Annotated in this window: 25 protein-coding genes; 15 read left to right on the forward strand and 10 right to left on the reverse strand. The window is 58.2% G+C overall.

Translation table 11 applies throughout. From position 1 onward, the window contains the following. Positions 1-23 precede the first annotated feature (23 nt). The 4 genes from DIT71_RS05020 to DIT71_RS17845 all read left to right on the forward strand — a co-directional run bounded on the left by DIT71_RS05020 (position 24) and on the right by DIT71_RS17845 (position 2,832). A complete protein-coding gene (locus tag DIT71_RS05020; RefSeq protein ID WP_114612109.1) occupies positions 24-779 on the forward strand; it encodes an amino acid ABC transporter substrate-binding protein in 756 nt (251 codons plus the stop codon). A 25-nt stretch (positions 780-804) separates the two neighbouring features. Beyond that, positions 805-1,479: an amino acid ABC transporter permease gene (locus DIT71_RS05025; protein ID WP_114612110.1), complete on the forward strand. Its 675-nt coding sequence runs from the start codon at positions 805-807 to the stop codon at positions 1,477-1,479. Then, on the forward strand, positions 1,476-2,222 hold the full coding sequence (locus DIT71_RS05030) for an amino acid ABC transporter ATP-binding protein (RefSeq protein WP_114612111.1): 747 nt from the start codon (positions 1,476-1,478) through the stop codon (positions 2,220-2,222). The genes DIT71_RS05025 and DIT71_RS05030 overlap by 4 nt, the downstream gene beginning before the upstream one ends. Positions 2,223-2,643: 421 nt before the next feature. Beyond that, positions 2,644-2,832, forward strand: coding sequence for a hypothetical protein (locus tag DIT71_RS17845; protein ID WP_144114473.1), 189 nt, complete (start codon positions 2,644-2,646; stop codon positions 2,830-2,832). A gap of 4 nt (positions 2,833-2,836) precedes the next feature. Here the strand turns inward: DIT71_RS17845 and DIT71_RS05040 are convergent, their stop codons facing one another. Both DIT71_RS05040 and DIT71_RS05045 read right to left on the reverse strand, forming a co-directional pair. Beyond that, positions 2,837-3,535, reverse strand: coding sequence for an SDR family NAD(P)-dependent oxidoreductase (locus DIT71_RS05040; RefSeq protein WP_114612113.1), 699 nt, complete (start codon positions 3,533-3,535; stop codon positions 2,837-2,839). 200 nt (positions 3,536-3,735) lie between these two features. After that, positions 3,736-4,758: a Fe(3+) ABC transporter substrate-binding protein gene (locus DIT71_RS05045; RefSeq protein WP_114612114.1), complete on the reverse strand. Its 1,023-nt coding sequence runs from the start codon at positions 4,756-4,758 to the stop codon at positions 3,736-3,738. Positions 4,759-4,950: 192 nt separating this feature from the next. Between DIT71_RS05045 and DIT71_RS05050 the strand changes: the two genes are divergently transcribed. Then, positions 4,951-6,066 (forward strand): ABC transporter ATP-binding protein, encoded by a 1,116-nt coding sequence (locus DIT71_RS05050; protein ID WP_199490950.1) that lies wholly within the window; start codon positions 4,951-4,953, stop codon positions 6,064-6,066. A gap of 9 nt (positions 6,067-6,075) precedes the next feature. On the opposite strand, the gene DIT71_RS05055 is transcribed toward DIT71_RS05050, so the two are convergent. The 3 genes from DIT71_RS05055 to DIT71_RS05065 all read right to left on the reverse strand — a co-directional run bounded on the left by DIT71_RS05055 (position 6,076) and on the right by DIT71_RS05065 (position 9,261). After that, positions 6,076-7,791, reverse strand: a complete 1,716-nt coding sequence (locus tag DIT71_RS05055; protein ID WP_114612116.1) for an ABC transporter permease — start codon at positions 7,789-7,791, stop codon at positions 6,076-6,078. A 137-nt stretch (positions 7,792-7,928) separates the two neighbouring features. After that, positions 7,929-8,624 carry a TVP38/TMEM64 family protein gene (locus tag DIT71_RS05060; RefSeq protein ID WP_114612117.1) on the reverse strand — a complete coding sequence of 232 codons (696 nt, stop codon included), beginning with the start codon at positions 8,622-8,624 and terminating at the stop codon, positions 7,929-7,931. Between the two features lie 13 nt (positions 8,625-8,637). Next, positions 8,638-9,261 (reverse strand): YbhB/YbcL family Raf kinase inhibitor-like protein, encoded by a 624-nt coding sequence (locus DIT71_RS05065; RefSeq protein WP_114612118.1) that lies wholly within the window; start codon positions 9,259-9,261, stop codon positions 8,638-8,640. Between the two features lie 163 nt (positions 9,262-9,424). On the opposite strand from DIT71_RS05065, the gene DIT71_RS05070 reads away from it, so the two are divergent. The 3 genes from DIT71_RS05070 (at position 9,425) to DIT71_RS05080 (ending at position 13,309) form a co-directional block, all read left to right on the forward strand. Continuing rightward, positions 9,425-9,784 carry an ankyrin repeat domain-containing protein gene (locus DIT71_RS05070; RefSeq protein ID WP_114612119.1) on the forward strand — a complete coding sequence of 120 codons (360 nt, stop codon included), beginning with the start codon at positions 9,425-9,427 and terminating at the stop codon, positions 9,782-9,784. A 136-nt stretch (positions 9,785-9,920) separates the two neighbouring features. Then, complete coding sequence (locus tag DIT71_RS05075) at positions 9,921-11,702, forward strand: sensor domain-containing phosphodiesterase (RefSeq protein ID WP_114612120.1); 1,782 nt, start codon at positions 9,921-9,923, stop codon at positions 11,700-11,702. Positions 11,703-11,707: 5 nt separating this feature from the next. Next, positions 11,708-13,309, forward strand: a complete 1,602-nt coding sequence (locus DIT71_RS05080) for a methyl-accepting chemotaxis protein (RefSeq protein ID WP_114612121.1) — start codon at positions 11,708-11,710, stop codon at positions 13,307-13,309. 15 nt (positions 13,310-13,324) lie between these two features. Here the strand turns inward: DIT71_RS05080 and DIT71_RS05085 are convergent, their stop codons facing one another. Beyond that, on the reverse strand, positions 13,325-14,170 hold the full coding sequence (locus DIT71_RS05085; protein WP_114612122.1) for a putative RNA methyltransferase: 846 nt from the start codon (positions 14,168-14,170) through the stop codon (positions 13,325-13,327). A gap of 92 nt (positions 14,171-14,262) precedes the next feature. Between DIT71_RS05085 and DIT71_RS05090 the strand changes: the two genes are divergently transcribed. Both DIT71_RS05090 and DIT71_RS05095 read left to right on the forward strand, forming a co-directional pair. Then, entirely contained in the window at positions 14,263-15,000 is a 738-nt protein-coding gene (locus DIT71_RS05090) for a spermidine synthase (RefSeq protein WP_114612123.1), read from the forward strand. Between the two features lie 137 nt (positions 15,001-15,137). Beyond that, entirely contained in the window at positions 15,138-17,240 is a 2,103-nt protein-coding gene (locus DIT71_RS05095) for a NosR/NirI family protein (RefSeq protein WP_114612124.1), read from the forward strand. A 34-nt stretch (positions 17,241-17,274) separates the two neighbouring features. Here DIT71_RS05095 and DIT71_RS05100 read toward each other — a convergent pair whose 3' ends face one another. After that, positions 17,275-17,829 (reverse strand): carboxymuconolactone decarboxylase family protein, encoded by a 555-nt coding sequence (locus tag DIT71_RS05100; RefSeq protein WP_114612125.1) that lies wholly within the window; start codon positions 17,827-17,829, stop codon positions 17,275-17,277. Between the two features lie 124 nt (positions 17,830-17,953). Between DIT71_RS05100 and DIT71_RS05105 the strand changes: the two genes are divergently transcribed. The 5 genes from DIT71_RS05105 to DIT71_RS05125 all read left to right on the forward strand — a co-directional run bounded on the left by DIT71_RS05105 (position 17,954) and on the right by DIT71_RS05125 (position 22,839). Then, positions 17,954-18,559, forward strand: coding sequence for a TetR/AcrR family transcriptional regulator (locus tag DIT71_RS05105; protein WP_114612126.1), 606 nt, complete (start codon positions 17,954-17,956; stop codon positions 18,557-18,559). A 29-nt stretch (positions 18,560-18,588) separates the two neighbouring features. Beyond that, complete coding sequence (locus DIT71_RS05110; protein WP_114612127.1) at positions 18,589-19,899, forward strand: NAD(P)/FAD-dependent oxidoreductase; 1,311 nt, start codon at positions 18,589-18,591, stop codon at positions 19,897-19,899. 51 nt (positions 19,900-19,950) lie between these two features. Further along, on the forward strand, positions 19,951-21,666 hold the full coding sequence (locus DIT71_RS05115; protein ID WP_114612128.1) for a potassium/proton antiporter: 1,716 nt from the start codon (positions 19,951-19,953) through the stop codon (positions 21,664-21,666). A 91-nt stretch (positions 21,667-21,757) separates the two neighbouring features. Continuing rightward, positions 21,758-22,330 (forward strand): L,D-transpeptidase family protein, encoded by a 573-nt coding sequence (locus DIT71_RS05120; RefSeq protein WP_227537955.1) that lies wholly within the window; start codon positions 21,758-21,760, stop codon positions 22,328-22,330. A 227-nt stretch (positions 22,331-22,557) separates the two neighbouring features. Beyond that, on the forward strand, positions 22,558-22,839 hold the full coding sequence (locus DIT71_RS05125) for an Lpp/OprI family alanine-zipper lipoprotein (protein WP_114612129.1): 282 nt from the start codon (positions 22,558-22,560) through the stop codon (positions 22,837-22,839). Positions 22,840-22,902: 63 nt separating this feature from the next. Here the strand turns inward: DIT71_RS05125 and DIT71_RS05130 are convergent, their stop codons facing one another. From DIT71_RS05130 to DIT71_RS05145, 3 genes are all read right to left on the reverse strand, one after another. Next, positions 22,903-23,694 carry a slipin family protein gene (locus DIT71_RS05130; RefSeq protein ID WP_114612130.1) on the reverse strand — a complete coding sequence of 264 codons (792 nt, stop codon included), beginning with the start codon at positions 23,692-23,694 and terminating at the stop codon, positions 22,903-22,905. Next, entirely contained in the window at positions 23,691-25,181 is a 1,491-nt protein-coding gene (locus DIT71_RS05135) for an NfeD family protein (RefSeq protein WP_114612131.1), read from the reverse strand. Before DIT71_RS05135 ends, DIT71_RS05130 begins: the two co-directional genes overlap by 4 nt. 199 nt (positions 25,182-25,380) lie before the next feature. After that, complete coding sequence (locus DIT71_RS05145) at positions 25,381-26,448, reverse strand: L,D-transpeptidase family protein (protein ID WP_114612132.1); 1,068 nt, start codon at positions 26,446-26,448, stop codon at positions 25,381-25,383. Positions 26,449-26,456: the final 8 nt, after the last annotated feature.

The following is a 26,456-nucleotide window of genomic DNA, read 5'->3' on the forward strand; positions in this document are numbered from 1 at the left end:
GATGCGATGCAGAAGGAGGTTTTATGAAAACACTACTGATCAATACGTTACTGATGATTTCACTACTGGCAAGCGCACCTTTGCTTGCACAGGATGATCCGTTGAGGGTCGGCATGTCCGGCCAGTATTTCCCGTTTACCTTTGTAGAGCAGGATGAGCTCAAAGGTTTTGACGTTGATGTCATGAACGCCATTGGTGAGGAGATGGGGCGTGACATCAAGTACGAAACCGCCAACTTCTCGGGCCTGTTTGGCATGCTGGAATCCGGGCGTATCGACACGGTTGCCAACCAGATCACCATCACCGAAGAGCGGCAGAAGGCGTATGTTTTCAGCGACCCTTACGTCTATGATGGTGCTCAGGTGGTGACCAAGAAAGGCAACACCGAAGTCGAGGGCGTGGAAGACCTCAAGGGGAAAACCGTTGCCGTGAACCTGGGCTCCAACTTCGAAGCACTGCTGCGCGAGCTGCCCTACGCAGACCAGATCAATATCAAGACCTATGAGAGCAACCTGGAGCGGGACACCGCCCTGGGCCGCGTGGATGCCTTCGTGATGGACCGGGTCAGTGCCAGCCAGATCATCAAGGAGAAGCCTCTGCCACTGGAGTTGGCCGGCCCCACTTTCTCACAAATCACCAACGCCTATCCGTTCCGCGACACCGAAGCCGGCAGAGCCCTGCGAGACGAGGTCAACAAAGCCCTGGCGGCCCTGCGTGACGATGGCACCCTGGCCTCCATTTCAGAGAAGTGGTTCGGCACGAACATCACCGAGCCCTGAAGGGCACACCAAGGCCTGATTCCCTATGGACGTGTTGAACGTCGAGTATATGATCGGGCTGGTACCTGTCCTGCTCAGGTACCTGCCCCTAACGCTGCAACTGGCCGGTATCGGGATGGTGCTTGCACTGATTCTCGCCTGCCTGTTTGCCGTCATCCGGGTGCTTCGTATCCCGGTGCTCAACCAGTTGACCATCGTGTTCATCTCTTTCTTCAGGGGCACACCCCTGCTGGTGCAACTGTTCCTATTCTACTACGGATTGCCACAACTGGTCAGTGCGTTAACGGTGATCGACGGTGTTACGGCGACCATCATGGGCCTGACCATGCACTTCTCCGCCTACATGGCCGAATCGATCCGGGCTGCCATCGTGGGTGTTGACCGCAGCCAGACCGAAGCAGCCCTCTCCATCGGCATGACCAACGGCCAGATGATGCGGCGGATCGTGCTGCCCCAGGCCACACGGGTGGCGTTGCCCACACTGATGAATTACTTCATCGACATGATCAAGGCGACCTCCCTGGCGTTTACGCTGGGGGTCACGGAACTGATGGGAGCAACCCAGAAGGAAGCCGCCGGCAGCTTCCTGTACTTCGAGGCGTTCATTGTGGCCGCCATCATGTACTGGATTGTGGTTGAACTGCTTTCAAAACTGCAGAACCACCTGGAAATCCGCCTGAACAAGGCCTATAGCCGATGATCAAACTGGACTCACTGAGCAAGCATTTCGGCTCGACGGTGGTACTCGACGGTATCGACCTCACCATTGATAAGGGCGAAATCGTCGTCATCATCGGGCCTTCGGGCACCGGTAAATCCACTCTGCTGCGCTGCATCAATTTCCTGGAACAGCCCACCGCCGGCACCATGACCGTCGGCGACCTCACCGTGGATGTGAAAAAAGCCAGCCGGGCAGAGATTCTCTCCATGCGGCGGCGAACCGCCTTCGTGTTTCAGAACTATGCGCTGTTTGCCAACAAGACAGCACTGCAGAATATCGCCGAGCGCTTACTGGTGGTGGATAAATGGCCCAAAGAAAAGGCTTATCGACGAGCGCGCGAGATTCTCGATCAGATCGGCCTGGGCGAGAAAGCAGATGCCTTTCCCGCGTCCATGTCCGGTGGCCAGCAGCAGCGGGTGGGTATCGGCCGCGCCATGGCCGCCGGTGCCGAGGTCATCCTGTTTGATGAGCCTACATCGTCACTGGACCCCGAGTGGGTGGAGGAAGTATTGGGGTTGATGAAACAGCTGGCATCAGAGCGCCAGACCATGATGGTGGTCACCCACGAAATGTCTTTTGCCAGGGACGTAGCTGACCGGGTGATCTTTATCGATGGCGGCCGCATAGTAGAGCAGGGCCCGCCCAGCGAGATCTTCTACAACCCACAGGATCCCCGCACGAAGGATTTTCTGAAGAAGATCCTCGCCACTAATCCTGTGTAAAAGCGCACACATCGACAAAGGAGATATTCACATGGGCCACTCCGTTGTCCGGCGTATTGAAAATGCCCTCTGGGGGGCATAGACCGGTACCACCCGGCCCCCATCCCCATCCGGATGCTTTCATGCTCGGTATGACCTATCAACCGGACGTAGAGAGGGCAAGAGCCCACGGGCGGGATTACGATATCCTCCATAAGCACGCCCGCTTTTACCGCACCACCTATAGCGACTTCGGCTTCTCACTTGAAGACCGGGAGGGAGAGCATGGTAATGCAACCGCCGCTCTGGATGAACGCATGCATTATCACCACGGCCTTGAGGCGGGGGAAAGCCCCCGAAAACTGCGCCGAACAGCAGCGCCGGGCCTGGTCCATTGGCAGTGTTGGCGGGCTGGTAAGGCCACTGGTGCTGGCATTGCTGAATGCAGACAACCCCTATCTGGCCACTGGCATGGCACTGGGGCATCGTGCTGGGGCTGTTACTGGCAGCGGGCAGTGATGACGTCCCGCAACAATGGAAAACCGGGCTTAAAGATCACCAGGCACTGGCGGAGGAAATCCGCCAGTTCGCCGCCATCGCCGCAAGGGAAGATGGCCACCTGACGCTTTAGACGGTTACCAGCTTTCCCCGAACGGACGGATATCCAGCTCGAAAGTCCAGGCAGACGGGTCCTGCTGGCTTAGTGCCCAGACTGCATCGGCGACGGCCGAGGGCTGAACAAAAAAGTCGTCCGGCTTGTCCGGAAGCATCTCCCGCGTGCGCGGCAGATCCACCACGCCATCAATCACCACATTCGCCACGTGGATTTTCTCCGGGCCCAGCTGGCGGGCCAGTGACTGGGCCAGGCTGCGCTGGGCCGCCTTGGCCGACGCAAAGGGCGCGGTGCTGGCCCGGCCCCGTGTCGCCGCCGACGCGCTGGTGACGATAATGCTAGCGGTATCATGCTGACGCAGTTGTGGTAGTGCAGCTTTGGTGGCCGCCACAAGACCCCGAACATTGAGGCGCCAGTTGGCCTCGAACTCCTCCAGGCTGGCCTCTTCCACGTTCTTGAACACACCGCCACCGGCATTATACAGCACCACCGACACCGGCCCGAGCTCGCTCTCGATGTCCGCCAGCACTGCAGCGATCTGCTCCGGTTCCATCATGTCACAGACAAAGGCGCGGGCCCCGCTGATCGACTGCTCCAGCTGCTTGAGATAATCTTCGCTGCGGGCCAGCATCGCTACCTGAAAACCTTCATCGCTGAATCGCCGCACAAAGGCTTCACCATTGCCCGGACCGACACCCATTACCACGCATACCTTGTTCATAAATTGTCCCCCGTCGCTTACCAAGAACCCGGTAAGATTTGCTTACGAGCAGGTTAAAAGCATAGTCCGCCTTCAACCGACGTGCTTCAGGGCCAACATAACACTATAAAAAAAGGCGGGGGCCACATCTGCAGCAACCGCCTCATCAGTCTGTTTACACTGATCCGGTATTATTCCGAATCAATGCAGCAGCGCTGCAATCAGCGCCATCCAACCCGGTCAAAGATGCGAACCGCTTCCGGATTATTCTCTCCCAACACGCTGACATTGATGTCATCGATGTTCAGATTTCCCCAGGAGTCCAGAACCGGGTTCTTGAGCACACCGTCCACAGCAGGGAACTCGTGATTGCTGCGGGCAAAGACTTCCTGTGCGGTATCGGACGCCAGAAACTCAAGGAAGCGCACGGCATTTTCGCGGTTAGGCGCTGTTGCGACAACACCAGCGCCACCGATGTTGGCGTGAACACCACGTCCGGACTGATTGGGGAAAATAATGCCAACTTTGCGGGCAACTTCACGATCGGCTTCATCGTCAGAGTTCAGCAAGCGGGCATAGTAATAATGATTACCCACAGCCAGATTGCACTCACCGGCGGCTACCGCACGGATCTGGTCGGTATCTCCACCCTGCGGATCCCGCGCCATGTTATTGACAACGCCTTGCGCCCACTCCTCGGCGCCATCCTCGCCATGATACTCGATCATACTTGCCAGCAACGACTGGTTGTAGATGTTGCTGGAAGAGCGGATACATACCTCGCCCTCAAATTCAGGCTTGGCCAGGTCCTCGTACTCGCTGATCTGTGTCGGGTCGAACTCTGAGCGGTCGTAGTAGATAACCCGCAGGCGCTGGCTGAAACCGAACCAGTGGCCGTCCGGATGACGCAGGGAATCAGGTAGACGGCTATTGAGCGTTTCAGAATTGACCGGCTGGAAGACACCTTCCTGATCAGCGCGCCACAGGTTGCCCGCGTCCACGGTCACCAGGATATCGGCGGGGCTGGCAACGCCCTCACGCTTGATTCGTTCAATCAACGCGTCCGACTTACCCTCGATAAGATTGACCTCGATTCCGGTCTCTTTGGTAAACGCCTCATAGATTGCCTGGTCAGAATCGTAGTGACGGGCAGAATAGAGGTTGACCTCGTTGGCCGCTACGCTGGTAGCCGCCATTGTTGCAGCTAGTGCCGTAACCGCCAGCTTGCCTTTGAAAGTTATCACAGTTCTGATCTCCCTGAGTCATTCAATATGTTATTGATAACGATTTGTATTCAGAGATAAGTTAAACTGGGCCTGATGTAATGTCAACGAATGGAAATCAATCTTTTTTACGTTTACAGTACAGACACAGAACCAGCGAACCGATAATTCCAGTACGCTGCCCGCTTTCGTCTGGAGATTTGGATTACCTTTATGGGCGTTTACCAAAAAAAGTCTGTCGACACCCTTGCGCAAAGCGGAAGGCCGACTGATCCAACACTCATGCTGGATCATGTGCATTGTCAGTTTGACAGGCACACAGCGGTAACCGACATCAGCCTGGAGATCAAGGCCGGCGAAGTCGTATGCCTGCTGGGGCCTTCCGGGTGTGGAAAGACCACACTGCTGCGCATAGCGGCGGGCCTGCAGGTACCGTCTGCGGGCAAAGTGTTTCTCGGCGGTAATCTGGTTTCAGCGGCGGACGGACTCCACTGGCCACCCGAAAGGCGCAACCTGGGCCTTGCCTTTCAGGAATCCGCCCTGTTTCCCCATTTGACGGTGCTTGAGAACGTCTGCTTTGGTATTACCTCGTTACCGCGGAATCAGCGCAAATCCCACGCCCTGGATCTGCTGGGCCGCTTGGGAATGGCCGGGGCTGCCAGGGCCTATCCCCACACCCTCTCCGGCGGGCAGCAACAAAGGGTTGCCCTCGCCAGAGCCCTGGCGCCGTCGCCGCACGTAATGCTTCTTGACGAGCCTTTCTCCAGTCTTGATGCCCGGCTGCGCGACCAGATCCGTGATGATACCCTCCACGTGCTCAAGGAATTGGGCACGGCAACCTTGCTGGTGACACATGATCCGGAAGAAGCCATGTTCATGGCAGATCGTATCGCACTGATGCGAGAGGGAAAGATTGTGCAGACAGGCACCCCGACCGACCTTTACTGCAACCCGGCGGATCCTTTTGTCGTCAGATTTTTCGGTCAGGTGAATGAATGCACTGGCGAAGTTCACAACGGTTCTGTCAGAACACCGCTTGGCGACCTGGATGCCCACGATTTTCCGGAAGGCAGCACTGTGCAGGTGTTGATCCGCCCGGAGGCTGTGCAAGTCAAACCGCTGGACAGCGATGAGGACGATACCCGCAACAGTCATGTGCTGGTATCACGGTTACTGGGCTCCACCAGCCTGCTCCATATCTGCGCACATGGCGCGGGCGGGCAGGAAATGCACCTGCATGCCCGGGTTCCTGGTGTATTCCTGCCCAAAGAGGGTCAGCCCGTGTCTCTTGGCCTGGACATGTCACAAGTCTTTATGTTCAGGCAGTAAGCCGGAAAGTTAGCGCCGGTTGCCGCTGCCAGGGCGGGAGTTGCGCATTGCCAGGCTCAGAATGATAACCGGGATAATCCCCACGGCCACAATGAACAGCGAGGAGGTGGCAGATTCCGCCAGTCGCTCGTCTGATGCCAGACTGTAGGCGCGCACCGCAAGTGTGTCGAAATTGAACGGGCGCAGAATGATAGTGGCGGGCAATTCCTTCATAACGTCCACAAACACCAGGATTCCTGCGGCCAGAAGACTGCCGCGCATAATGGGTGTATGCACTTTGCGCAAGGCGCCGCCAGCGGTCTGTCCCAGGGTTCTTGCCGCAGCATCCATGGATGGCGTGACCTTTCCCAGGCTTGCTTCAACGGTGTTGAAAGAAACCGCCAGGAAGCGAACCGTGTAGGCATAGATCAGCACGAAGGCCGAGCCGCTGAAGACCAGCCCAACCAGAAACCCGTAATTGTCACGCAGAAAAAGATTCAGCCTCTGATCCAGCCAGGCCAGCGGTATCATGATACCCACGGCGACAACCGAACCCGGAATGGCGTACCCCATCGCTGCAATGCGGTTTGCCCCCCTGACCCAGGTGCTGCTGTTCAGCCGTGCGCTGTAGCTGAGCAGCACCGCCAGAACGACAGCGACCACTGCGGCGCCCGACGCCAGGAACAGGCTATTGAGCGCAAAGGTGAGAAAACGGGTACCAAAGAGCGGGTCCCCGGTCGTAATCGCCATCTCCAGTAATATCAGTGCCGGAACGATGAAACCGATCAGTATGGGCAGGAAACAGGCAACAAATGCCAGAACAGCTCTACCTGAACGCAACGAGTACTGTGGCAGTGCCTGGTAGCTTGCGGAAGCGTGATACTGCCGGCCCCCTCGCGAAGCGCGTTCCAGCAGCACCACGATGAATACGAACACGAGCAGGCAGGCCGCCAGCTGGGCGGCAGCGACCTGTTCACCCAGGCCAAACCAGGTTCTGTAGATGCCTGTTGTAAATGTGTCGACCCCGAAAAACTGCACAGCTCCAAACTCGTTAAGTGTCTCCATCAGTACCAGAGAGACGCCTCCAATAATGGCCGGGCGCGCCAGCGGCAACGCCACACGCCTGAACATCTTCCACGGCCCCAGTCCCAGGGTGCGCCCTACGTCAAGGGCACTGACCGACTGTTCCATGAAGGAAGCACGGGCAAGCAGGTAAACATAGGGGTAGAGCACCATGGTGATGAGCAGAGAAGCGCCGCCCAGTGACCGGACATCCGGGAAGTAATAGTCGCCGTGCTGCCAGTCAAACCAGGTGCGGAGGGTGCTTTGCAGAGGCCCTGCAAATTGCAGGAAATCGGTGTAGGCGTAAGCAATCACGTATGTGGGCACAGCCAGCGGCAGCAAAAGTGCCCATTCAAACACCCGCTTTCCCGGGAAACGGCACATGACCACCAGCCAGGCGCATGCCGTACCAATGAACGTGGTACCCAGTGCAACGGTAACGCTCAGCACCACAGTGTTACTCAGATACCGCCCCAGAACGGTACTGGCAAGATGAGCCCACACCTCTCCGGAGGGGAAAAAAACGTGGGCGAATATCACAATTACCGGTAACGCCACCAGTAGGGCAATGAGAAAGGTGCTTACTGCCCAGACGCTCGGCCGTCTGACACGGAAACCTTTACCGGATGAATGGAGCTGGATGCTGGGCAGAACGCCCTCCTGCTGAGTCGAGTGTTTAGCCATACGGAATTCGTGGTTCGTTTATGGCCACGCATTATAAGGGAGAGGAAGGCGTAATAATAATAAGTTCGTGCATGGGCACACTTCTACTGCGTTTCGTATACATGAATCCATGGTTTTCCTGCGCCGCTTAGTGGCAGCTAGCGCTTCGGGTCCAGGCGCAGCCAACGGGCCAGTCGCGAGCCCGGCCTGCGGCTGAGATACCAGGGCAGCGTCGTCATTACAAGTAGAATGACAACGGCCGCCGCCACCGTCACAAACGGATTCAGCTCGAATGTCGTGCCCAGGCCGGCGAACACAAACGTCATGGGAAGCATCCCCAGAAAGGACGCCAAGGCAAACCGCCAACCATGGATAGCCGTCACTCCGGCGGCGTAGCTGATGAGGGCAAAAGAGAACAGTGGTATCAGGCGGGTCAGAAAAACCATCCAGAAAAGCAGCCACTGGGAGCCGTCAGAGGCAAAGACCGGGTTTGACGACAGTTTTTCCCTAAGAGCTTCCCGGCCCAGTATCCGCGCCACGGAAAACGCGATCAGTGCGCCCGTCAGGGCTCCGGTCGCTGCCAGCAGGGTGCCTGCAAGGACGCCGAAAGCGAGGCCCGAGGCGGCACTGACCGGCAGGGTCGGTATCGGCCCCACCACCACCGCCAGCACCATCATCAGGAACAGAAACACCGGCCCCCAGACACCCTGCCCGTTCAGCCAGCCCGAGAGGGCGTCCGGCGACAGGCTTGCAGGCATTCCCAGCTGCCTGAGGACCAGCCAAAGTACCAGCATGAGCAGAGCCACAGCCCCTGCAATACCCAGCCGGAAGGGCCAGCCGGAAGGAATTTTCATTCAGCTGAAGGCATTAACGCAGATCCGGATTGAGCGTATAGGTACCGGTTACCCGCCCACTGGCAAGCACATGGCCTGCCATGGCTTCACGCACGGCGGCGCCGTCAAACTCACCTTCCAGGTCCAGGCTCTCGACGTCCAGTGCATGCACTTCGTAGTGGTAGTGGTGAATGATCTCGTCATTCCAGGGCGGGCAGGGCCCATCGTAACCACCGTAGGTTCCTGCCATGTCCGGATTGTCCGCCAGAAATTGGGTAAAATTGTTCACGCCGCGAAGGCCGATCGGGCCAGGCCCTGGCTCCTTGCCCTTGGGAATCACGCCGTCGCTGTCCTCGCCCTCGGGAATGCGGGAAATAGCAGCGGGCACGTCCACCAGCAACCAGTGAAAAAAATCCACCCGGGGAATGTCCTTCGATACCGTCTTGCCTTCCTGGTTGGCATCATTCGCAACACTGGGCACGTCAGGGTCAAACATCATGACCACAAAGCTTTTGGTGCCCTCTGGCGCGTCTTCCCAGCTTACCTCGGGGTTGCGGTTGGGGCCGAAACTCATGTGGTCCTCTTCACTGTATACGCCGAAAGCGAACTTTTCCGGCACCGGCTGGCCTTCTTCAATACCTCGAACCCTGATTTTCATTGTCCTGTTCTCCTGTATTTCTGATGGTTTCGTTTGCCTGATACCACGTTTTTAACAGTGGTATCGTGGGTCTGTCCAGAACCATGCTTGCCGGCGGCGGATTCGTCGAAGGCTGCCGGCATGATATCGTTTGCTGCCATTCGCAGAAAAACACAGGATTACCATGAACGACGACAGATCAGCCAGCCCCCAGGGCCCTGACAACAAGCAGGATGAAGATGCCATCGCTTTTGGGGAGGGGCTTTTTGAACTGGCCCGGAATGGTGGCACCGGCCCTCTCAACGTTATGCTCGACGCCGGCGTGCCCGTGGACATCCGTACCAACACCGGCGACAGCCTGTTGATGCTGGCCTGCTGCAATGGCCATCTGGACACTGCCCGCCTGCTACTGGAAAAAGGGGCTGCCCCCGACCTGCGCAACGATCAACGGTTGACGCCGCTGGAATGCGCGGACTCCCGGGGTCACACCGAAATCGTGACGCTGCTACTGACATACGGCGCCAATAATGAGCCTCTTTCATAGCGCTGGCGGGCTGCCGCTTTAATAACTATTTTCTATTACTGATTCGAAAATTTTCAATTATACCTTTTGCAGCTTTCGTTCATTATCTGCGCAATTCAGCAGGCACGTCGCCGGCTGCACTGAAGCGTAAAGATATATGAGTAATAATGAAGAAGCTCGTCTGTCCGTACTCAGACAGCTGAACCTGCTGGACACGCCCCCCAGCGAGAGCTTTGATCGAATTACCCGACTGGCCAGCCTGCTGTTCGACCTGCCCATTGCTGCAGTGTCGCTGACAGACCGTGATCGCCAGTGGTTCAAGTCCAGGGTAGGTGTGGATCACCGGGAAATCCCCCGCTTCAAGGCCTGCTGTGGTGACGTAACGGATAGCAGTGCCGTCCTGGTGATAAACGATCTGCTTGCGTCCAGCGACTACCATGACAGCCATCTGGCAGCCTCCGGCATCCGCTTTTATGCCGGCGCACCACTGATTACCCATGATGGCCATACCCTTGGCGCCATGTGTGTTCTTGGCACCGAGCCGCGCCAGGTCACCGATCAGGAAAGAAACATTCTCAGAGATCTGGCAGCCATGGTGATGGCACAGATCGACCTGCAACACGCGGTGGGGCGCGTTGAGCCAACAACCGGGCTGCCCAATTATCTGAGTTTTGTCGAGGATCTGAATGACCTGGCGAGGGATTTTCCCAATGATCAGTGTCATGTTCTTGGCACCGAGCTCGTTGACCTGGCGCAGATCAATGCCCTGCAACGGGTGATGGGCCCGGCCTATCTGGACTCACTGTCGCAGACCGTAGCCCGGAAAATCCGGGAAAAACTGGGAGACCAAGCGAAAATCTATCACGTCGGTCCCTGTCAGTTCGCGCACCTTGAAAGCGGTAACAAGAGCGAAATATTCGAACGTGCGGTAAGCCTTCGTCAGTCACTGCTTGAGGTCACGGTGAACGGGAGTGCCCCCTTCATGTTGCGGCCTGTGGTTGGCCTGGCACCGGTACAGCTCGGCCGCACCCAGCCAGACGCCGTACTGCGACTGGCTCACACCGCCTGCCGTGACGCCCGGGACAATGAAAAAGGCGCCGGCTTCTACTCCGAAAGCTCCGACAACCGGTATCAGCGCCGATTCAGTCTGATTTCTGATTTTCAGCAGGCATTGCAGTCCGACGACCAGCTGCACCTGGCGTATCAGCCCCGGGTCGACATGGCTTCCGCCCGCTGCGTCAGTGCCGAGGCACTTATCCGGTGGCAGCACCCGGAAGTGGGCAACGTTTCGCCGGCTGAATTCATTCCGCTGGTGGAAAACACTTCCATGGCCCGCGCCCTCACTGACTGGGTCATGCGCAATGCCATCCGGCAGGCTGCCAGCTGGCACCGGCGGGGACTGGAATTACGGATATCCATCAACATAGCCGCGGCCAATCTTGAAGAGCAGGACTTCAGCGAACGCTTGCTGGGTTATCTGAGACGCGAGGCGCTTCCACTGCGTGCCATCGAGCTGGAACTGACCGAGAGCGGCCTGATCAGTAATGGCCGGGCCGCGAGACAACAGCTTGAGAAACTCATGGCTTTGGGCGTAAGAATCGCTATCGATGATTTTGGAACCGGCTACAGCAGCCTTGCCTACCTGCAGACCATTCCCGCCCATGTGGTGAAGATAGACCGCTCGTTCATCAGTGGCCTCGACCACCACGAACGCTGCCAGACCCTGGTTCGCTCGATGATCGCCATGGCCCATGAACTTGGTTACAGCGTTGTGGGCGAAGGCGTGGAGACCGGGGAAGGGAAGGAGATACTGCACTCCCTGGGATGCGACGAAATTCAGGGTTATCTGATCGCCAGGCCAATGACCAGCGCAGACTTTGACAGCTGGTTCATGGCGCACATCAACACCGCAGCTGCCAGCCAGTCACGCCGGAGTTAAAAGCAATGAGAAACAACCAGCCGGTTACCCACCGCAACGTGCCCGTGGCACGGGACGCCAATATCCTTTCGACCACCAACCCGAAAGGCCAGATCACACACATCAATGATGAGTTTGTGGACATCAGCGGCTTCTCCCGGGAAGAACTGATTGGTCAACCCCACAACATCATCCGTCACCCGGATATGCCCCGCGCCGCCTACGAGGAAATGTGGCGCCGGCTCAAGTCTGGCCAGTCCTGGATGGGGGCGGTCAAGAATCGCTGCAAGAATGGCGACCACTACTGGGTTCAGGCCTATGCCATTCCCGTTACCGACAACCAGGGCGGTTTGGTGGAGCTGCAATCCGTGCGCTCGCAGCTCGATCCCAAGGCACAGGCCAGAGCAGAGTCTCTTTACAGCCAACTATCAGCCAAGGAATCCTCCAAAGGGCCGGTATCGCCTGCCAGGATTCGCCGCAGACCAGGCCTGTCGACAAAACTCATCGCAGCCATGCTAACGGTTTTCGCTCTCCAGATGGCTGTCATGTACCTGGTTGGCAGCCTGGATTCCCCGGCAGTAGCTGTCTCAGTAGCAGGCATGGGTGTGATGGCAGGCGTAATTGCCGGGCTGACAAGACCTTTGCGGAATTCGGTCCGTCGGGCCAGAAAGGTGATTGATGACACCGTTGCCGAGGCCATCTTTAGCGGGCGGGTTGACGACATCGGTAGCATAGAGCTGGCCATGACCCAGAGAGCCGCCGAACTGGACGCCGTCGTCAAGCGCCTTGATGATGTCATCGGGCAGCTCGATGCTGGCGCCGACTCTACCATTGGCCTCAGCAACCACGCCCACAGTGCTGTGCAAAACCAGTCCAAGGCGACCGAAACGATCGCCGCTGCCAGCGAGGAAATGTCAGCCACGTCGAAAGAAGTATCAGCCAATGCCGTCAGCATGCTGGAGCAGGTGCATCTTGCCAATGAGGGCGTTGCCCGGGGTCAGGAGCTGACGCGGGATACACACAGCAGCATGGCAACGCTCTCGCAGGAATTGGGCGAAGCCTCAGCCACGGTCAGTCAGCTTGCCGAGGCAAGCAAGGGAGTCGCCTCTGCTTTGCGCACCATCGGCGAGATCACTGAGCAGACCAACCTGCTGGCACTGAACGCATCCATTGAGGCAGCCCGTGCGGGAGAAGCCGGCAGAGGCTTTGCCGTGGTGGCTGATGAAGTCCGCAAGCTGGCATTGCGCACCAAGGAATCGACTGAACAGATCGAAAACACCCTCGATCATTTTGAATCCACGGTCACCCGCGCCATCGCCACCATGGAACAATGTAACGGGTACGCAATGACAACCGTGGACAATGCAACCCGCTCGAATGACACCCTCTCGGAACTGGTGTCCTACATCGACCGCATTTCAGATGCCTGCAATGGCACCTCCGCCGCAGCAGAGCAACAGCATAATGCCTCCGAGGAGATATCCGGAAGAATTGTCAGCATCAATGACCTGGGCGAACAGGCTATGACCACTGTCCATAAATCGCGGGATGCCATGGAGACACTGAAAGACCAGATTGTTCAGATAAGCGGGCTGATAAAGCGTTTGCGTCACCGAAACTCGGCCTGACGCACTCATCTGTCATCACCCCACGTGCTGTAGGCGCACCAGCTGTACCTCGACCGTTACGGTGAGCCGGTCCAGCTGCGCCGCTCTTTCCCGGCCTTCGACGGAAGCACGATACAGATGCGGCGTCATCGCCAGCAGGTCAGCGATCACCTCAGGGCTCTCCAGGGTCAGTGGATAGCAGACGGTCTCGGTATCGACCAGGGAAAAACCCTCTGGAGCCTCTGACGCTGGCAGTTTTTCGGGCTTCAATGAGGGGTAGATAATTTCCCGCAGTTCCCGCAGGTGATTGGGGCCGGCGTCTGCCCGGATCAGGAGTCCACCGGTTTTCAATACCCGGGCGAACTCGGTATAGACGGGAAAGCCAAACAGACACAGTATCCGGTCCAGAGTGCCCGGCAGCACGGGGATATTGGCGTTGCTGCCGACCACCCAGCGCGGGCGTTTGTCCTGCTTTGCAGCCGCCAGAGCCGCCCATTTGGAAATATCCAGCCCGATCACCGATAGCTGCGTGTTGGCGCTTTCCGCTGCAAGCTGTCTCAGGTAATACCCTTCGCCGCAGCCGGCATCCAGACAGGCCAGTCGATCGGCTTCATCGCTTGTACACTGCAGAACAGCGGCGTTTACAGCCTCCGCGACAGGCCGATAGTAGCCGGCATTGAGAAAGTGTCGGCGCGCGGCCACCATTTCCCTGCTGTCACCCGGGGCAAGGGAGCGTTTTTTCTGCACCGGCAGCAGGTGCAGATAGCCCTGGCGGGCAACGTCGAAGCTGTGGCCGGCGGGGCAGCGCCAGCACGTCCCTGAGCCGGCCAGAGGTTCGCCGTCCAGCGGGCAGGCAAGTGCATCAAACGGGTCGATAGTCATCCGGGTGCCCGCTGCTGCCGTTTCAATGTGGTTGAGAACCGACGGGCAAATCCCCAGAATAGCGGCGCACCGATCAGACGAGGGCAACCACCGTGAAGGGCGAGATTATCCATTACACCCGGGACGCACTCGGTGGCATTCTGGTGATCGACTATCGCAAACATCGGGTAATGACCTTTGATTCGGTGTTTGAACAGAGCAAGATTGACCGTCGCAGGCCTTACCTGCCCGTCCATGAATACTGCCGTGCCATGCTGCTGCCGCTTGCCTTCGTACAGCCCTCACACGCCACCGTGCTGGGGCTCGGGGGCGGCGTGATGGCCAGTGCACTGCTGCATCTGCTGCCCGAATGCCAGGTCCACGCCGTGGAGCTTCGCCCCAGCGTGCTGCAGGTGGCCCGCGAATACTTCAGCCTGCCGCACCGGGCCAACTTCACCGTCACCGTTGGCGACGCCCGGGATGCCCTGAACAAAGTGCCAGACCACGGCACCGACCTCATCCTGGCGGACATGTACAGCTCCAACCGCATGAGCCCCGCGCAGGCCCAGCGGGAGTTTATCAGACAAACCAGCCGGGCACTCAGCAACAACGGCTGGCTTGCCATCAACTATCACCGCGCGCCCGACCTCAACGGGCCGTTTTTCCGCCATCTCCGGGGAGAGTTTGCAGCTCTGCTGCTGTTCCGGAGTAAAACCAACAATACCGTCATTTTTGCCAGCAAAGGCCCTTTTCAGGCGCTGCATGGCAAGGACCCGGCACTGACCGCCCTGGAAAAAAGCCTGCCTATCGACTGGCGCCGGCTGATGGCGAGGGTAAGCCGCCTTACCTGAGCAGGATCAGCGTCGACAGCAACCCTCCTTTTCTCCTCACAAAGTAGCAGGCTCCCGGCCCGCAGGTAGCATTGTGCGGCACTGGCAAACCGCTAACATAAGCAGAACCAACAACAAAAAGACTCTGGAGAGATGCCATGCCCGGGCGGCTGTTGCTGCTGTTGGTCATTATCTGCCTTTTCCCGGCAGCTCACGGCGCGTTGAACGATGAAAAGCGGGCGATGATCCAGGAACTGTTTCCCAAGGCCACGGAAATCCGCGACAAGCTACCGGATTATCCGGTCTATCCGGTTTATCAGCTTCAGGAGCGGCTGGGCTACGCCTACGAATCCCTCGATCTGAGCCGGCTCCAGGGTTTTGCCGGCAAGCCCATCAGTATGCTGATAGGGCTGGATACACGTGGGCGCTTTACCGGTGTGCGCATCCTCAGCCACCACGAACCGGTTTTTCTTCACGGACTGGGGGAGGAGCCACTGCTGGAATTCATTGACCAGTATGAAGGCCGCTCACTGACGGAACAGATCATTGTTGATACGTCCGGCTCCGGTTCTGGCACGGATGCGGATGGCAACGTCGTCCGTTTCGACGGCGTAAGCAAGGCAACGGTGTCGGTGCTGATCATCAACGACACTGTTTTGTCCTCGGCCCTAAAGGTAGCGCGGGAAAAGCTGGACGGGTTTACCCAGGAAGCCGCTACCCGGGCCAGAACCGACCTTTACCAACCCCTCTCCTGGCAGCAACTGGTGGACCGTGGCTACCTCGGCCACTGGAAGGTCAGCCCCGAAGCCGTCGAAGCCAAACTCGGCGCGCCACTGTCGGCCTACCCCGAGGGGCCGCAACCGGAACCGGGCGAGCCCTTTACCGAGCTGTTTTTTGGTTACATCAACGCGCCCATGGTGGGCCGCAACCTGCTGGGTGATGAAGGCTTTGAGCGGCTGAAAGAACGCATCGGGCCGGGCGCGCAGATAATGGCCGTCATGTCCCGCGGCGCTTATCCCCACGTGTCAGACGATTTTACCCCGGGAAGCTCCCCGGGGCGGCTGGGGCTGCAGCAGAACAACCTGTCCCTGGAAATACGCGATATCAACGTGTTCCACCAGAACATCGCCATCTCCATCGATGGCATGCCTGACATGGCAGCAGCGACCCTGTTCCGGGTCGGTGGCAATGCCGGTTTCAACCCCGGTGCCGACGCCAGCCTGAAACTCAATGTCACGCTGCGCAAAAATCACCTGGTGGCCGACAATACCGAGCTCGATATCCCGGTGGATTTTGCCGACGAACTGTTCGAGACCGTCGAGGTGGCCGCCCGCCCGGAAGACAATCGCCCGCCGGTGTGGATCGGGCTGTGGAAGGACCGCTGGCTGACGATTGCTGTTCTGGTGGCCGGACTGGCCGTGCTGACGGTGTTTTTTGCCCGTCAACGTACCCTGAGCAGACACCCGAAACTGATTCACCGTTTCCGCTGGGGCTTCCTGTTTTTCACGCTTTTCTTCATTGGCTTCTACGCCCAGGGCCAGCTTTCGGTGGTGAATATCTACACCCTTTTCCTGTCCATCTGGGACGGCTTTTCCCTGAACGTTTTCCTGATGGATCCGGTACTGTTCATTCTGTGGACCTATACCTTTATCACGCTGTTTATCTGGGGCCGGGGGCTGTTCTGTGGCTGGCTTTGCCCGTTCGGTGCATTACAGGAGATGGCCGCCTGGCTGGGCGAAAAGCTGAAGTTCCGCCAGATCAAAGTATCGGACAAATGGCACCGCCGGCTGATTGTTCTGAAATATCCGATTCTACTGGTGCTGGTGGGAACCGCTTTCTATTCCCTGGAACTGGCGGAGAAGCTTGTGGAGGTGGAACCGTTCAAAACCAGCATCACACTGTTCTTTGTGCGCTCCTGGCCCTTCGTGGTCTACGCCGTCGGGTTGCTGGTAATCGGCATGTTCATTCACAAGTTTTACTGCCGCTACCTTTGCCCGCTGGGGGCCGGGCTGGCGGTTCTGGGCAAGCTGCGACTGTTCAGCTGGCTGGATCGGGTGGAGCTGTGCGGCAAACCCTGCCAGCACTGCAAGAACAGCTGCGGCATCAACGCCATTCGCAAGGATGGTCGCATTGATTATAACGAATGTATTCAGTGCCTTGAGTGTGTGGTGATTCTGAAGGACGAAGACCAGTGCGTGGACAAAGTGCTACAGAAAAAACGCCAGCGGCAGGCCGGCATTCTGGCCACGGATGCAGGCTGAGCCGCATCCGTGGCGCCGTGGCAATGCAGCCCAGTTACTTGTTCTTGTGCCACTCGAACTTCTGGAACGGCTCATCAACAGGGGTTTCTGCGATGTGGTTGATGTAGTTGCTCATGGTCTTCTGGGACAACACCAGAATAACTTCCAGTACTTGCCGGTGTTTGTAGCCAGCCTTGTAGAAGGCATCCAGGTCTTCCCTGCTGACATTGCCATGCTTGTTCATCACCGCAAGGGTAAAGTCTCTCAGGGCTTCCAGCTTGTCGCTGGGCAGGGGCGTTTCATCCCGCAATGCGTTGATGATGTCGTCCGATACTTCCATCATCTTGGCGATACCGGTGTGCGCGGGCACACAGTAGTGACAGGCATTCTCGACATTGATGGTCTGCCAGACCACGGTTTTTTCGTCGTTGTCGAAGCTGCTGTCGAGCACGAGCTGGTGCAGGGTCTGATAGGCTTCAAGAACGCCCGGTGCTTCCGCCATAACGGCGTGCAGGCCCGGAATCATGCCAAACCCCTTCAGTGACTTTTCCAGAAGCGGTTTGGATTTTTCCGGTGCGGATTCCACATTGTGAAGCGGGAAATCTGACATAGCGTTCTCCTCTAAAATGTATTTTTGAGCGGTTACTCAATTACAGCCCAACGGTACCTGTTTTTGAGCACTCGTTCAAGCTATAATCAGGCATATTTCAACCACCGGGAGTGGGTAGCTATCAATGGCCAGAAACGCTCGCTATGATCGACAGATCGCCCTTGAAAAAGCGATGAACCTGTTTTGGGAAAAGGGCTACGCAGGGGCCTCCATGAAGCAGATAGAGCTGGCGCTGGATATGCGCCCGGGAAGTATCTACGCCACCTTCGGCAGCAAAGACGGCCTGTTCAGTGAGGCCCTCGCCGCGTACGCAGAGAGGGGTGGGGCAGAACTTCGGGAGCATCTCGCCGGGTATCAGTCGATACTGGACGGACTGCAGGAATATCTTCGCCGCGTCGCCCGCCAGTCCAGTCCCGGCACGGACATCCCGTCGCGAGCCTGCATGGTGGTAAAGACACTGCTGGAAGCAAGCTATACCAACACAGTAGTGGCAGATCAGGCCAATACCATCCTGCACGCGATAGAGCAGTCCCTCAGGGAACTCCTGGAGCAGGCAAAAATGCGGGGCGAACTGGATGCCGGCACCGACTGTGCACGGCTGGCGAGATTGCTTCAGGCCCAGCTTATCGGCCTGCGGTCGTTCGCACAAAGAGACATCGAGCCGGAACAGGTTACCGACCTCGCCGAAGACATGGCGAGCATTCTGGATCACTATCGGGTCCGCCACTGAAGCCGACCGCCTTGCAGGAACCCCGTGTTATGGAAAACCTTCATCATATCGTTGTCGTCGGTGGCGGCGCAGGCGGTCTTGAACTGGTCACCCGCCTTGGCAACAAACTGGGCAAGAAGCGCAAGGCCCGTATTACCCTGGTGGACGCCGGTCTGACCCATGTCTGGAAACCGCTACTCCATGAGGTGGCCTCCGGTTCCCTGGATGCCAACGCCAACGAAATCAACTACCGGGCCCATGCCCGCAAACATCACTACGAGTTCCAGCTGGGCCGGATGAGCGGGCTTGATCGCAAGCAAAAAACGGTCGTGATTGCGCCCTTTCACGATGAAGAGGGAAAAGAAGTCGTTCCGGAGCGTCATATTGACTACGACACCCTGGTGATCGCTGTCGGCAGCACTGCCAATGATTTCGGAACACCCGGCGCCCAGGACCATTGCCTGTTTCTGGACAGCCTCATCCAGGCCCGGCGCTTCCATAACCTGATGCTCAATGCATTTTTGCGCAAGAACCATGACGCCTATTGCGGCAATGGCCACGAACTGCCCATCACCATCATCGGGGCCGGCGCCACCGGTGTGGAACTGGCTGCCGAGCTGCGCCTGGCTTCCCGGGAACTGCCGGTTTACGGCATGAACCACCTGCGCGCGGAAGATGTTTCCATTACCGTTATTGAGGCCGCGGAGCGTATCTTGCCAGCGCTTCCGGCCCGACTCTCGGCCGCGGCAACCCGTGAACTGGAACATCAGAATGTCAGGGTGCTGACCGGTCAGCCGGTCAATGAAATCCGCGACGACACCCTCGTTATGAAGGACGGCACCGAGCTCGCCTCCGAAATGACCATATGGGCGGCGGGCATCAAAGCCCCGGCCTTCCTGGCAGAGCTGGAGGGGCTTGAGACCAACCGGGGCAATCAGATAAAGGTCCATCAAACCCTCGAATCCACCACCGATCCGGATATTTTTGCCTTTGGTGACTGTGCGGAATGCCCCCAGCCGGACTCGGAGCGCCCGGTGCCGCCCCGCGCCCAGGCCGCCCACCAACAGGCAGACGTGCTGTTCAAGACACTGCGCAACCGCCTGCAGGGCGGGGAAGCTGTTCCCTTTGTCTACAACGACCACGGCTCACTGATCAACTTCAGCCGTTACACCACCGTGGGCAACCTGATGGGCAACCTCTCCGGTCGCAGCATGTATATTGAAGGCAAGGTGGCGCGCCTGTTCTACCTTTCCCTGTACCGGATGCACCAGTTAGCACTGCACGGTTTCCTGCGCACCAGCGTCATCTGGCTGATGGACCGCATTACCCGCGCCATGCATCCGCGCCTGAAACTGCACTGACCCGAAGCCCAAGCTGTTATTATCGGAGTTTATCCCCGAACCGGAGCATGAATGGATCCGATTCTCACCCTGATCGGCGCACTGATGCTGGTCATCAGCATCATGCTCAGCCCGCTGTCCAGCAGGCTGGGCATGCCGGTACTGCTGATTTTTCTTATTGTCGGCATGATGATGGGGGAAGACGGCCCGGGCGGGCTGCTGTTTGACGATTTCGAACTGGCTTTCCTGATTGCCAACCTCGCCCTGGGTGTGATTCTGCTTGATGGCGGCATGCGCACCAGGGCCGAAACCTTCCGCGTGGGACTGCGCCCGGCGCTGATGCTGGCCAGCCTTGGCGTGTTTCTGACTGCCGCTGGTGCCGGCCTGGTCGCCTGGTGGGTGTTCGATCTGCACTGGCTCACGGCACTGCTGATCGGCGCCATTATTTCCTCCACAGACGCGGCAGCGGTGTTTTCCCTGCTCCAGGGCCGCGGCCTCCATCTGAATGAGAGGGTCAGCGCGACCCTGGAAATCGAATCGGGCAGCAACGATCCGATGGCCATTTTCCTGACCCTGATGCTGGTCACCATGATTGAGGCCGGCGGCGCCTCGGAAGGCTGGATTGCCCTGGTGATGCTGGTGAAACAGTTCGGCATTGGCGGCGCCATAGGCGTGATCGGTGGTTTCATCGTGGTGGAAATGGCCAACCGGATCAGGCTTACGCCGTCGCTTTATCCATTACTCGTGGTTGCCGCCGGCATCATGGTGTTCTCGGGCACCAATGCCCTAGGGGGCAGTGGCTTTCTCGCCATCTATCTGACCGGGGTGGTCATCGGCAACCGACCGGTGCGCATGATGCCGATGATACTACAGGTTCATGATGGCCTGGCCTGGCTCGCCCAGCTGTGCCTGTTCCTGATGCTCGGTTTGCTGGTCACACCATCGGAACTTTTACCGCTGGCCGGCGGTGGTCTCATACTGGCATTTGCACTGATTTTCCTGATACGGCCACTCACGGTCATGGCGACACTCTGGCCTTTCGGATTTAATCGCCGGGAACTGGGCTTTATCAGCTGGGTCGGTTTGAGGGGCGCCGTGCCCATTGTACTGGCGCTGTTCCCGATCATCGCTGATATCCCCCAGGCCCAGCTCATTTTCCATGTCGCCTTTTTCATCGTGCTGGTGTCTTTGGTCGTCCAGGGCACCACCATGGCGCCGCTGGCGCGAAAGCTGCGCCTTGAGGTGCCCGCTGGCGAGGGGCCTTATCGGCGTCTGCCTCTGGACGTTCCGGCCGCCGGGGATCATGAGTTGATGCTTTTCCCGCTCAAGGGAGACGTCTGGGAAACGCCCAAACCCCTGGGCCAGCTACGGCTTCCGGACAACACCGCGATTGCCGGCGTTTTCCGCCAGCGCGTTTGCCACCAGCCCAGTCCGGACATGGAGGTGTCTGCTGGTGACGTCCTGGCCATGTTTGCCACGCCGGCTGCATTACCGGAGCTGGGCAAGGCCCTCAGCGGTCGACATGCTCCGCGGTATCTGGCAGAGCGGGCATTCTTTGGTGATTTCGTGCTTAACGGTGATGCCCTGCTGGGCGATGTAGAACAGGTTTACGGCATTGAATTTGACGAACTGCCTCCGGAACTGTCTCTTGCCGAATGCTTTGCAAAGCGCACGAAAGGTCATCCGGTGATCGGTGACAAGGTGAAGCTGGGGCCGGTCACGCTGGTGGCCAGGGCTACCGAGGCCGACCGGGTAGTCAAGGTCGGCCTGAAAATGGACAATCAATGAACACCTTTTTACAAAACCATGTCGAAACGCCGTTTCGATTAACGAAATGCCTGTGCTATAAAGTGTACAAACAGTAATGATTGGCTCCACCATGCTCCTGAAATCTTTATCGTTAATCTCTGCCACCGGATCCAGAAACCTGACAGCCGCCTGCGCGGTGGCCCTGTTCTGCCTGCTCACACTTGCCAGCAAACCAGCGACCGCGTCAGAGCTGCCCATGGGGGCCATGGCAGAAGCCCCGGAAGTCAGTGAGGTACTGGTTCGCAAGGAGGAACGCCGGCTTTATCTCCTGTCAGGCGAGCAGGTGGTCCGCAGCTATCGCATCGGTCTTGGTGACAACCCATCCGGTCACAAGCTCTATGAGGGCGACAAGCGCACGCCCGAGGGCGAATATGTGCTGGACTGGCGCAATCCCGACAGTGACTTCTACAAGTCCATCCATATCTCCTATCCGAACGAGCAGGACCGGGAGCAGGCTTCAGCCTGGGGTCTGGATCCTGGCGGCAGCATCATGATCCATGGCTTGCCCAACGACGCCGGCGACTTGGCGTTTGCCTTTCTGGGCCTCGACTGGACAGATGGCTGCATCGCCGTCAGCAATGAAGAAATGGATGAGATCTGGCAGCTTGTTGCCGATGGAACCCCCATCCGGATAGTCCCCTGATCCATCAGCGGGCGCTGGTGTCCCGGCATAAACCGTTACTGCAAAATTACGTTGTTGTCATGACACGGGAACTTTTACGTATCCTTAGTTAACATTTCCGTCTAGAGTGTTTTACACTGTTTAACGACGCCGTTAGCTACTAATGCTATCGGCCCCGATTTAACAGAACGTCTGCACCAATGACTTCTGGAACGCAGGAAATAAAACGACCAATAAGGGGATTTACAATGCGTAAACTTACGATCGCAGGGCTTGCAGCTGCCGTAGCACTGACCGCAGGTTGTGCCACTTCAGACCAGGGCGCAATGGATGAAGCCAATGCAACTGCTTCTTCCGCGGAACAGACTGCTGAAAATGCAATGGAAACCGCGAACAGCGCTTCCAGCTCTGCACGCTCCGCTCAGCGTACAGCTGACGAAGCACTGGCTGCTGCCAAAGCTGCCCAGAAAGCGGCTGACGAAGCCAACGAGCGCGCCAAGCGCATGCTCGAGCGTGCCAGCCAGAAGTAAGGCTGCCGCGTAATGAAAAGGCCGGGATATCCCGGCCTTTTTTGTGCCTGAAAACCCACTCTGTCAGGCGTCCTCATCATTGCCCTTCGGCGCCTTGGGAGAAGGTTTGTTCATGAAAGTGGACATCATTTCCATCGGCAGCGGGAACACGATTGTGGAGCTATTGTTGGTGCTCATGTCCGCCAGGGTCTGCATATAGCGTAGCTGCATGGCTCCGGAGTTGGTCGACATGACTTCCGCCGCCTCCACCAGTTTTTTAGAAGCCTGCAATTCACCCTCGGCATGAATAACCTTGGCGCGGCGCTCACGTTCCGCCTCAGCCTGTCGTGCTATGGCCCGGATCATGGACTCGTTCAGGTCCACGTGCTTGATCTCGACGTTGGCAACCTTGATGCCCCACTCTTCAGTCTGGGAATCAATGATCTCCTGAATGTCAGAGTTGAGCTTGTCCCGTTCCGACAGCATCTCATCCAGATCGTGTTTACCCAGCACTGAACGCAACGTGGTCTGTGCCAGCTGGCTGGTGGCCGAGCCGAAATCTTCCACCCGGATAATCGCCCGCTCGGGATCAACCACCCGGAAATACAGCACCGCGTTCACCCGGACCGTAACGTTGTCCTTGGAGATCACGTCCTGGCTGGGGACGTCCAGGGTAATGACACGCAAGTCCACTCTCACGATCTGTTGGATGCCGGGAATGACAATGATCAGGCCCGGACCTTTCACGCCCTGGAAGCGACCCAGGAAGAACACCACGCCGCGCTCGTATTCCGGCAGGATCTTGATTGCCGATCCGAGAATGAGCAACAACACCACGATGGGTGCGATATAGGGAATCAGGTCGGTAATATTCATAACGCCTCCTTGGTTGGCTCGGGTTCAACATGGACCGTCAACCCATCAATTCTTGTCACATGCAGCAGGTCACCCGCTTTGACCGGCGCCTGGCTCACAGCGTTCCAGCGTTCACCGCTCATGCGGACGTGGCCGTTGTACCGGCCATCCTTTTCCTGGAAGTCTTCCAGGGCTCTCACCCGCTCATGAACGATCTGCTCGCTGCCACTGACCGGATGTTTCCGGCGCAAGCCAATAAAGCGGATGACGGTCCAGAGCGTGAAGCCGGCGACAACCAGTGCTGTTCCCCCTACGGTGGGCAGGGAAATATCCTGGTGGCTGCCATCCATCAGGATGATGGAGCCCGTCACGAAAGCAACGATACCTCCCACCCCCAATATGCCAAAGCTGGGCATGAAGGCCTCACCGACAATAAAGGCAAGCCCCAGCAGGATCAGCGCCAGGCCCGCATAGTTGACGGACAGTACCTGGAAGGCAAACAGCGCAAGGACAAGACAGATGGCGCCAATCACACCGGGGAAGCCCGCGCCCGGGTTGGACAGCTCGAAGATGATGCCGTAAAACCCGATGATCATCAGGAAATAGGCGATGTTCGGATCCGTGATCACCGACAACAGGCGGGTACGCCAATCCGGGTCCGCCCGGGTCAGCTCCATATTGGCGGTCGCGAGGGTCCTTTCACCGTCTGCCATCTTCACAGTGCGACCGTCCAGCTGCTCCAGCAGGCTGGTCATGTTGCCGGCCACGACATCTACCACATTCTTTTCCAGGGCTTCCGTGGCGCCGAGATTGACCGCTTCCCTCACCGCCTCCTCGGCCCAGTCCGCGTTACGCCCGTGACGCTCTGCCAGTCCGCGAATATAGCTGACCGCATCCTCGAGAACCTTGCGCTCCATGGCGGAGCCCCCGCGGCGCTTTTCCGGCTCCGCAGAACCATCGCCAGCTTCCTCCCCGGCTTCCTCTCCTTCACTGCCTTCGGTGCCGTTGGCGGAATCCTCGTCTGAAGTCTCGCCGGGTTCTTCGGAACCGGGCAGCCCGCCCATCTGAACCGGCGTGGCAGAGCCCAGATGGGTTGCAGGCGCCATGGCCGCCACGTGACTGCCGTAGAGTATATACGTACCAGCGCTGGCGGCACGTGCCCCGGCGGGTGATACCCAGGTTACCACCGGCACCCGCGAGGCCAGGATCTCCTTGATCATCTCCCGCATGGAGCTCATCAGCCCCCCCGGGGTGTCCATCTGGATAATCAGCAGCCCGGCGCCTTCAGATTCGGCACGGCGAATGCCGCGCACCACATAGTCCATGGTGGCCGGGCCGATAGCGCCTTCGACGGTGAGTACAAGTCCGGTGGGGGTATCGTCTTCCTGCTGGGCAAAAACCGAATGGGTCAGGGAGCCCAGTGACAGTGCCAGGCCCAGCATGAAGAAGGCCAGCCACCAGTGCAGACGACCTTTCGAGGATGATCTGATGGGTTGGTTCGCGTTCATCACTCCCTCCGGATCCGGTTACAGGATCAGAACAAACGGCGCACGCTTTACTGTCGCATTAATTTCAGTACGAATATAGCCGGGATATAGGTTAGTCACACGTATCGGCGACCGGCTGCCCCTTGCCGAGGCCGGAACTGGCGCCGGTAATCAGTATGGTGCCGGTCACCGGCTCTCCTTGCTTGCAGAGGAGATAACGTCAGAACCAGAGACGCTGCTCCCGGGTCTCGTCGCCATCGGGGGTGCTTCGCTGCGGTTCCGCACTCTCGTTCGCAACCCGGGTAACCTGTTCGCCAATCATCCGCGGTAATCCGTCAGCCTGATCAACCGCAAGCTCAATGGCCATACGTTGAACCTCCACGCCAGGCACCTTTTCGCGAAACTCTTCCACGGCTACCGCAACTTCCTGCCAGAGTTCCTCCCTGTCCTGCTTGCTGTACTCTTCTTCCGGGCGATGGACTTCCAGCCAGACTTCCTTGCCTTTCATGCCGATCTTTACCGGCTCTTTGATCACCCGCACCGGTGTGCCCTTGCTGACCTCATAAACGAAGCGGGATATGTCCTCGTTATACATGCGAAAGCAGCCATGACTGACCTGCATGCCAACGCCAAACTGCTTGTTAGTGCCGTGAATCAGGTAACCTTTCTCACTCAGCATCAAGGCATGGCTGCCCAGCGGGTTATCCGGGCCAGGAGGAATCATCCGCGGCAGATAGCCTCCATCCGCCTCATATTCGGCACGGATGCTCGCGGGCGGATACCAGGCCGGCGACTCCAGCGGCATTGTCACTTCTGCGTCTGTCAGTGGCGAGGGATTGTCTTCCGTGCCCACACCCACCGGATACACCTGAACACCGCTCCCGGTGAAATAATACAACCGGTATTCCGCCAGGTTGATGACAATGCCCTCGCGTTTTACATCGGGCAGCACGTAATGCCGTGGCACCGTAATCCGCGTGCCCTCGCCGGGCAGCCATGGATCGACCCCGGGATTGGCTTTTACCAGCTCCAGGTAGCCGAGGCTGTCGCGATTGCCGATGGCTGCGAAGGTATCTTCATAGCGGGTCGAGATAACCGACAGCTCGCCCGCAAGATCACCCTCAATGGCAAACGTGGGCACGCGGGGTTTATCGGAAGATTCGTCTTCCGGCTGCGCGGCACTGAGCTTGTCACCGGTTGCCTGTGGTTCGGTTGCCGCCTGCAGCGGCACGGCCAGCATCAGCGCCAGCCAGGAGACAAGAAAAACGGTGAGCTGTTTACGATGCATAAGTTTCA

It is taken from the genome of Marinobacter vulgaris (genome assembly GCF_003344045.1).
GTDB classification, from domain to species: Bacteria; Pseudomonadota; Gammaproteobacteria; order Pseudomonadales; family Oleiphilaceae; genus Marinobacter; species Marinobacter vulgaris.

What these genes read in the sequence shown, in the direction of transcription:
- DIT71_RS05105 (WP_114612126.1), top strand. Translation starts at nt 17,954, where the DNA reads ATGGCCAGAAACGCTCGCTATGATCGACAGATCGCCCTTGAAAAAGCG.
- DIT71_RS05050 (WP_199490950.1), top strand. Translation starts at nt 4,951, where the DNA reads ATGGGCGTTTACCAAAAAAAGTCTGTCGACACCCTTGCGCAAAGCGGA.
- DIT71_RS05065 (WP_114612118.1), bottom strand. Translation starts at nt 9,261, where the DNA reads ATGAAAATCAGGGTTCGAGGTATTGAAGAAGGCCAGCCGGTGCCGGAA.
- DIT71_RS05040 (WP_114612113.1), bottom strand. Translation starts at nt 3,535, where the DNA reads ATGAACAAGGTATGCGTGGTAATGGGTGTCGGTCCGGGCAATGGTGAA.
- DIT71_RS05025 (WP_114612110.1), top strand. Translation starts at nt 805, where the DNA reads ATGGACGTGTTGAACGTCGAGTATATGATCGGGCTGGTACCTGTCCTG.
- DIT71_RS05120 (WP_227537955.1), top strand. Translation starts at nt 21,758, where the DNA reads ATGCTCCTGAAATCTTTATCGTTAATCTCTGCCACCGGATCCAGAAAC.
- DIT71_RS17845 (WP_144114473.1), top strand. Translation starts at nt 2,644, where the DNA reads ATGCAGACAACCCCTATCTGGCCACTGGCATGGCACTGGGGCATCGTG.
- DIT71_RS05085 (WP_114612122.1), bottom strand. Translation starts at nt 14,170, where the DNA reads ATGACTATCGACCCGTTTGATGCACTTGCCTGCCCGCTGGACGGCGAA.
- DIT71_RS05075 (WP_114612120.1), top strand. Translation starts at nt 9,921, where the DNA reads ATGAGTAATAATGAAGAAGCTCGTCTGTCCGTACTCAGACAGCTGAAC.
- DIT71_RS05020 (WP_114612109.1), top strand. Translation starts at nt 24, where the DNA reads ATGAAAACACTACTGATCAATACGTTACTGATGATTTCACTACTGGCA.
- DIT71_RS05145 (WP_114612132.1), bottom strand. Translation starts at nt 26,448, where the DNA reads ATGCATCGTAAACAGCTCACCGTTTTTCTTGTCTCCTGGCTGGCGCTG.
- DIT71_RS05130 (WP_114612130.1), bottom strand. Translation starts at nt 23,694, where the DNA reads ATGAATATTACCGACCTGATTCCCTATATCGCACCCATCGTGGTGTTG.
- DIT71_RS05080 (WP_114612121.1), top strand. Translation starts at nt 11,708, where the DNA reads ATGAGAAACAACCAGCCGGTTACCCACCGCAACGTGCCCGTGGCACGG.
- DIT71_RS05115 (WP_114612128.1), top strand. Translation starts at nt 19,951, where the DNA reads ATGGATCCGATTCTCACCCTGATCGGCGCACTGATGCTGGTCATCAGC.
- DIT71_RS05070 (WP_114612119.1), top strand. Translation starts at nt 9,425, where the DNA reads ATGAACGACGACAGATCAGCCAGCCCCCAGGGCCCTGACAACAAGCAG.
- DIT71_RS05100 (WP_114612125.1), bottom strand. Translation starts at nt 17,829, where the DNA reads ATGTCAGATTTCCCGCTTCACAATGTGGAATCCGCACCGGAAAAATCC.
- DIT71_RS05135 (WP_114612131.1), bottom strand. Translation starts at nt 25,181, where the DNA reads ATGAACGCGAACCAACCCATCAGATCATCCTCGAAAGGTCGTCTGCAC.
- DIT71_RS05095 (WP_114612124.1), top strand. Translation starts at nt 15,138, where the DNA reads ATGCCCGGGCGGCTGTTGCTGCTGTTGGTCATTATCTGCCTTTTCCCG.
- DIT71_RS05110 (WP_114612127.1), top strand. Translation starts at nt 18,589, where the DNA reads ATGGAAAACCTTCATCATATCGTTGTCGTCGGTGGCGGCGCAGGCGGT.
- DIT71_RS05060 (WP_114612117.1), bottom strand. Translation starts at nt 8,624, where the DNA reads ATGAAAATTCCTTCCGGCTGGCCCTTCCGGCTGGGTATTGCAGGGGCT.
- DIT71_RS05030 (WP_114612111.1), top strand. Translation starts at nt 1,476, where the DNA reads ATGATCAAACTGGACTCACTGAGCAAGCATTTCGGCTCGACGGTGGTA.
- DIT71_RS05055 (WP_114612116.1), bottom strand. Translation starts at nt 7,791, where the DNA reads ATGGCTAAACACTCGACTCAGCAGGAGGGCGTTCTGCCCAGCATCCAG.
- DIT71_RS05125 (WP_114612129.1), top strand. Translation starts at nt 22,558, where the DNA reads ATGCGTAAACTTACGATCGCAGGGCTTGCAGCTGCCGTAGCACTGACC.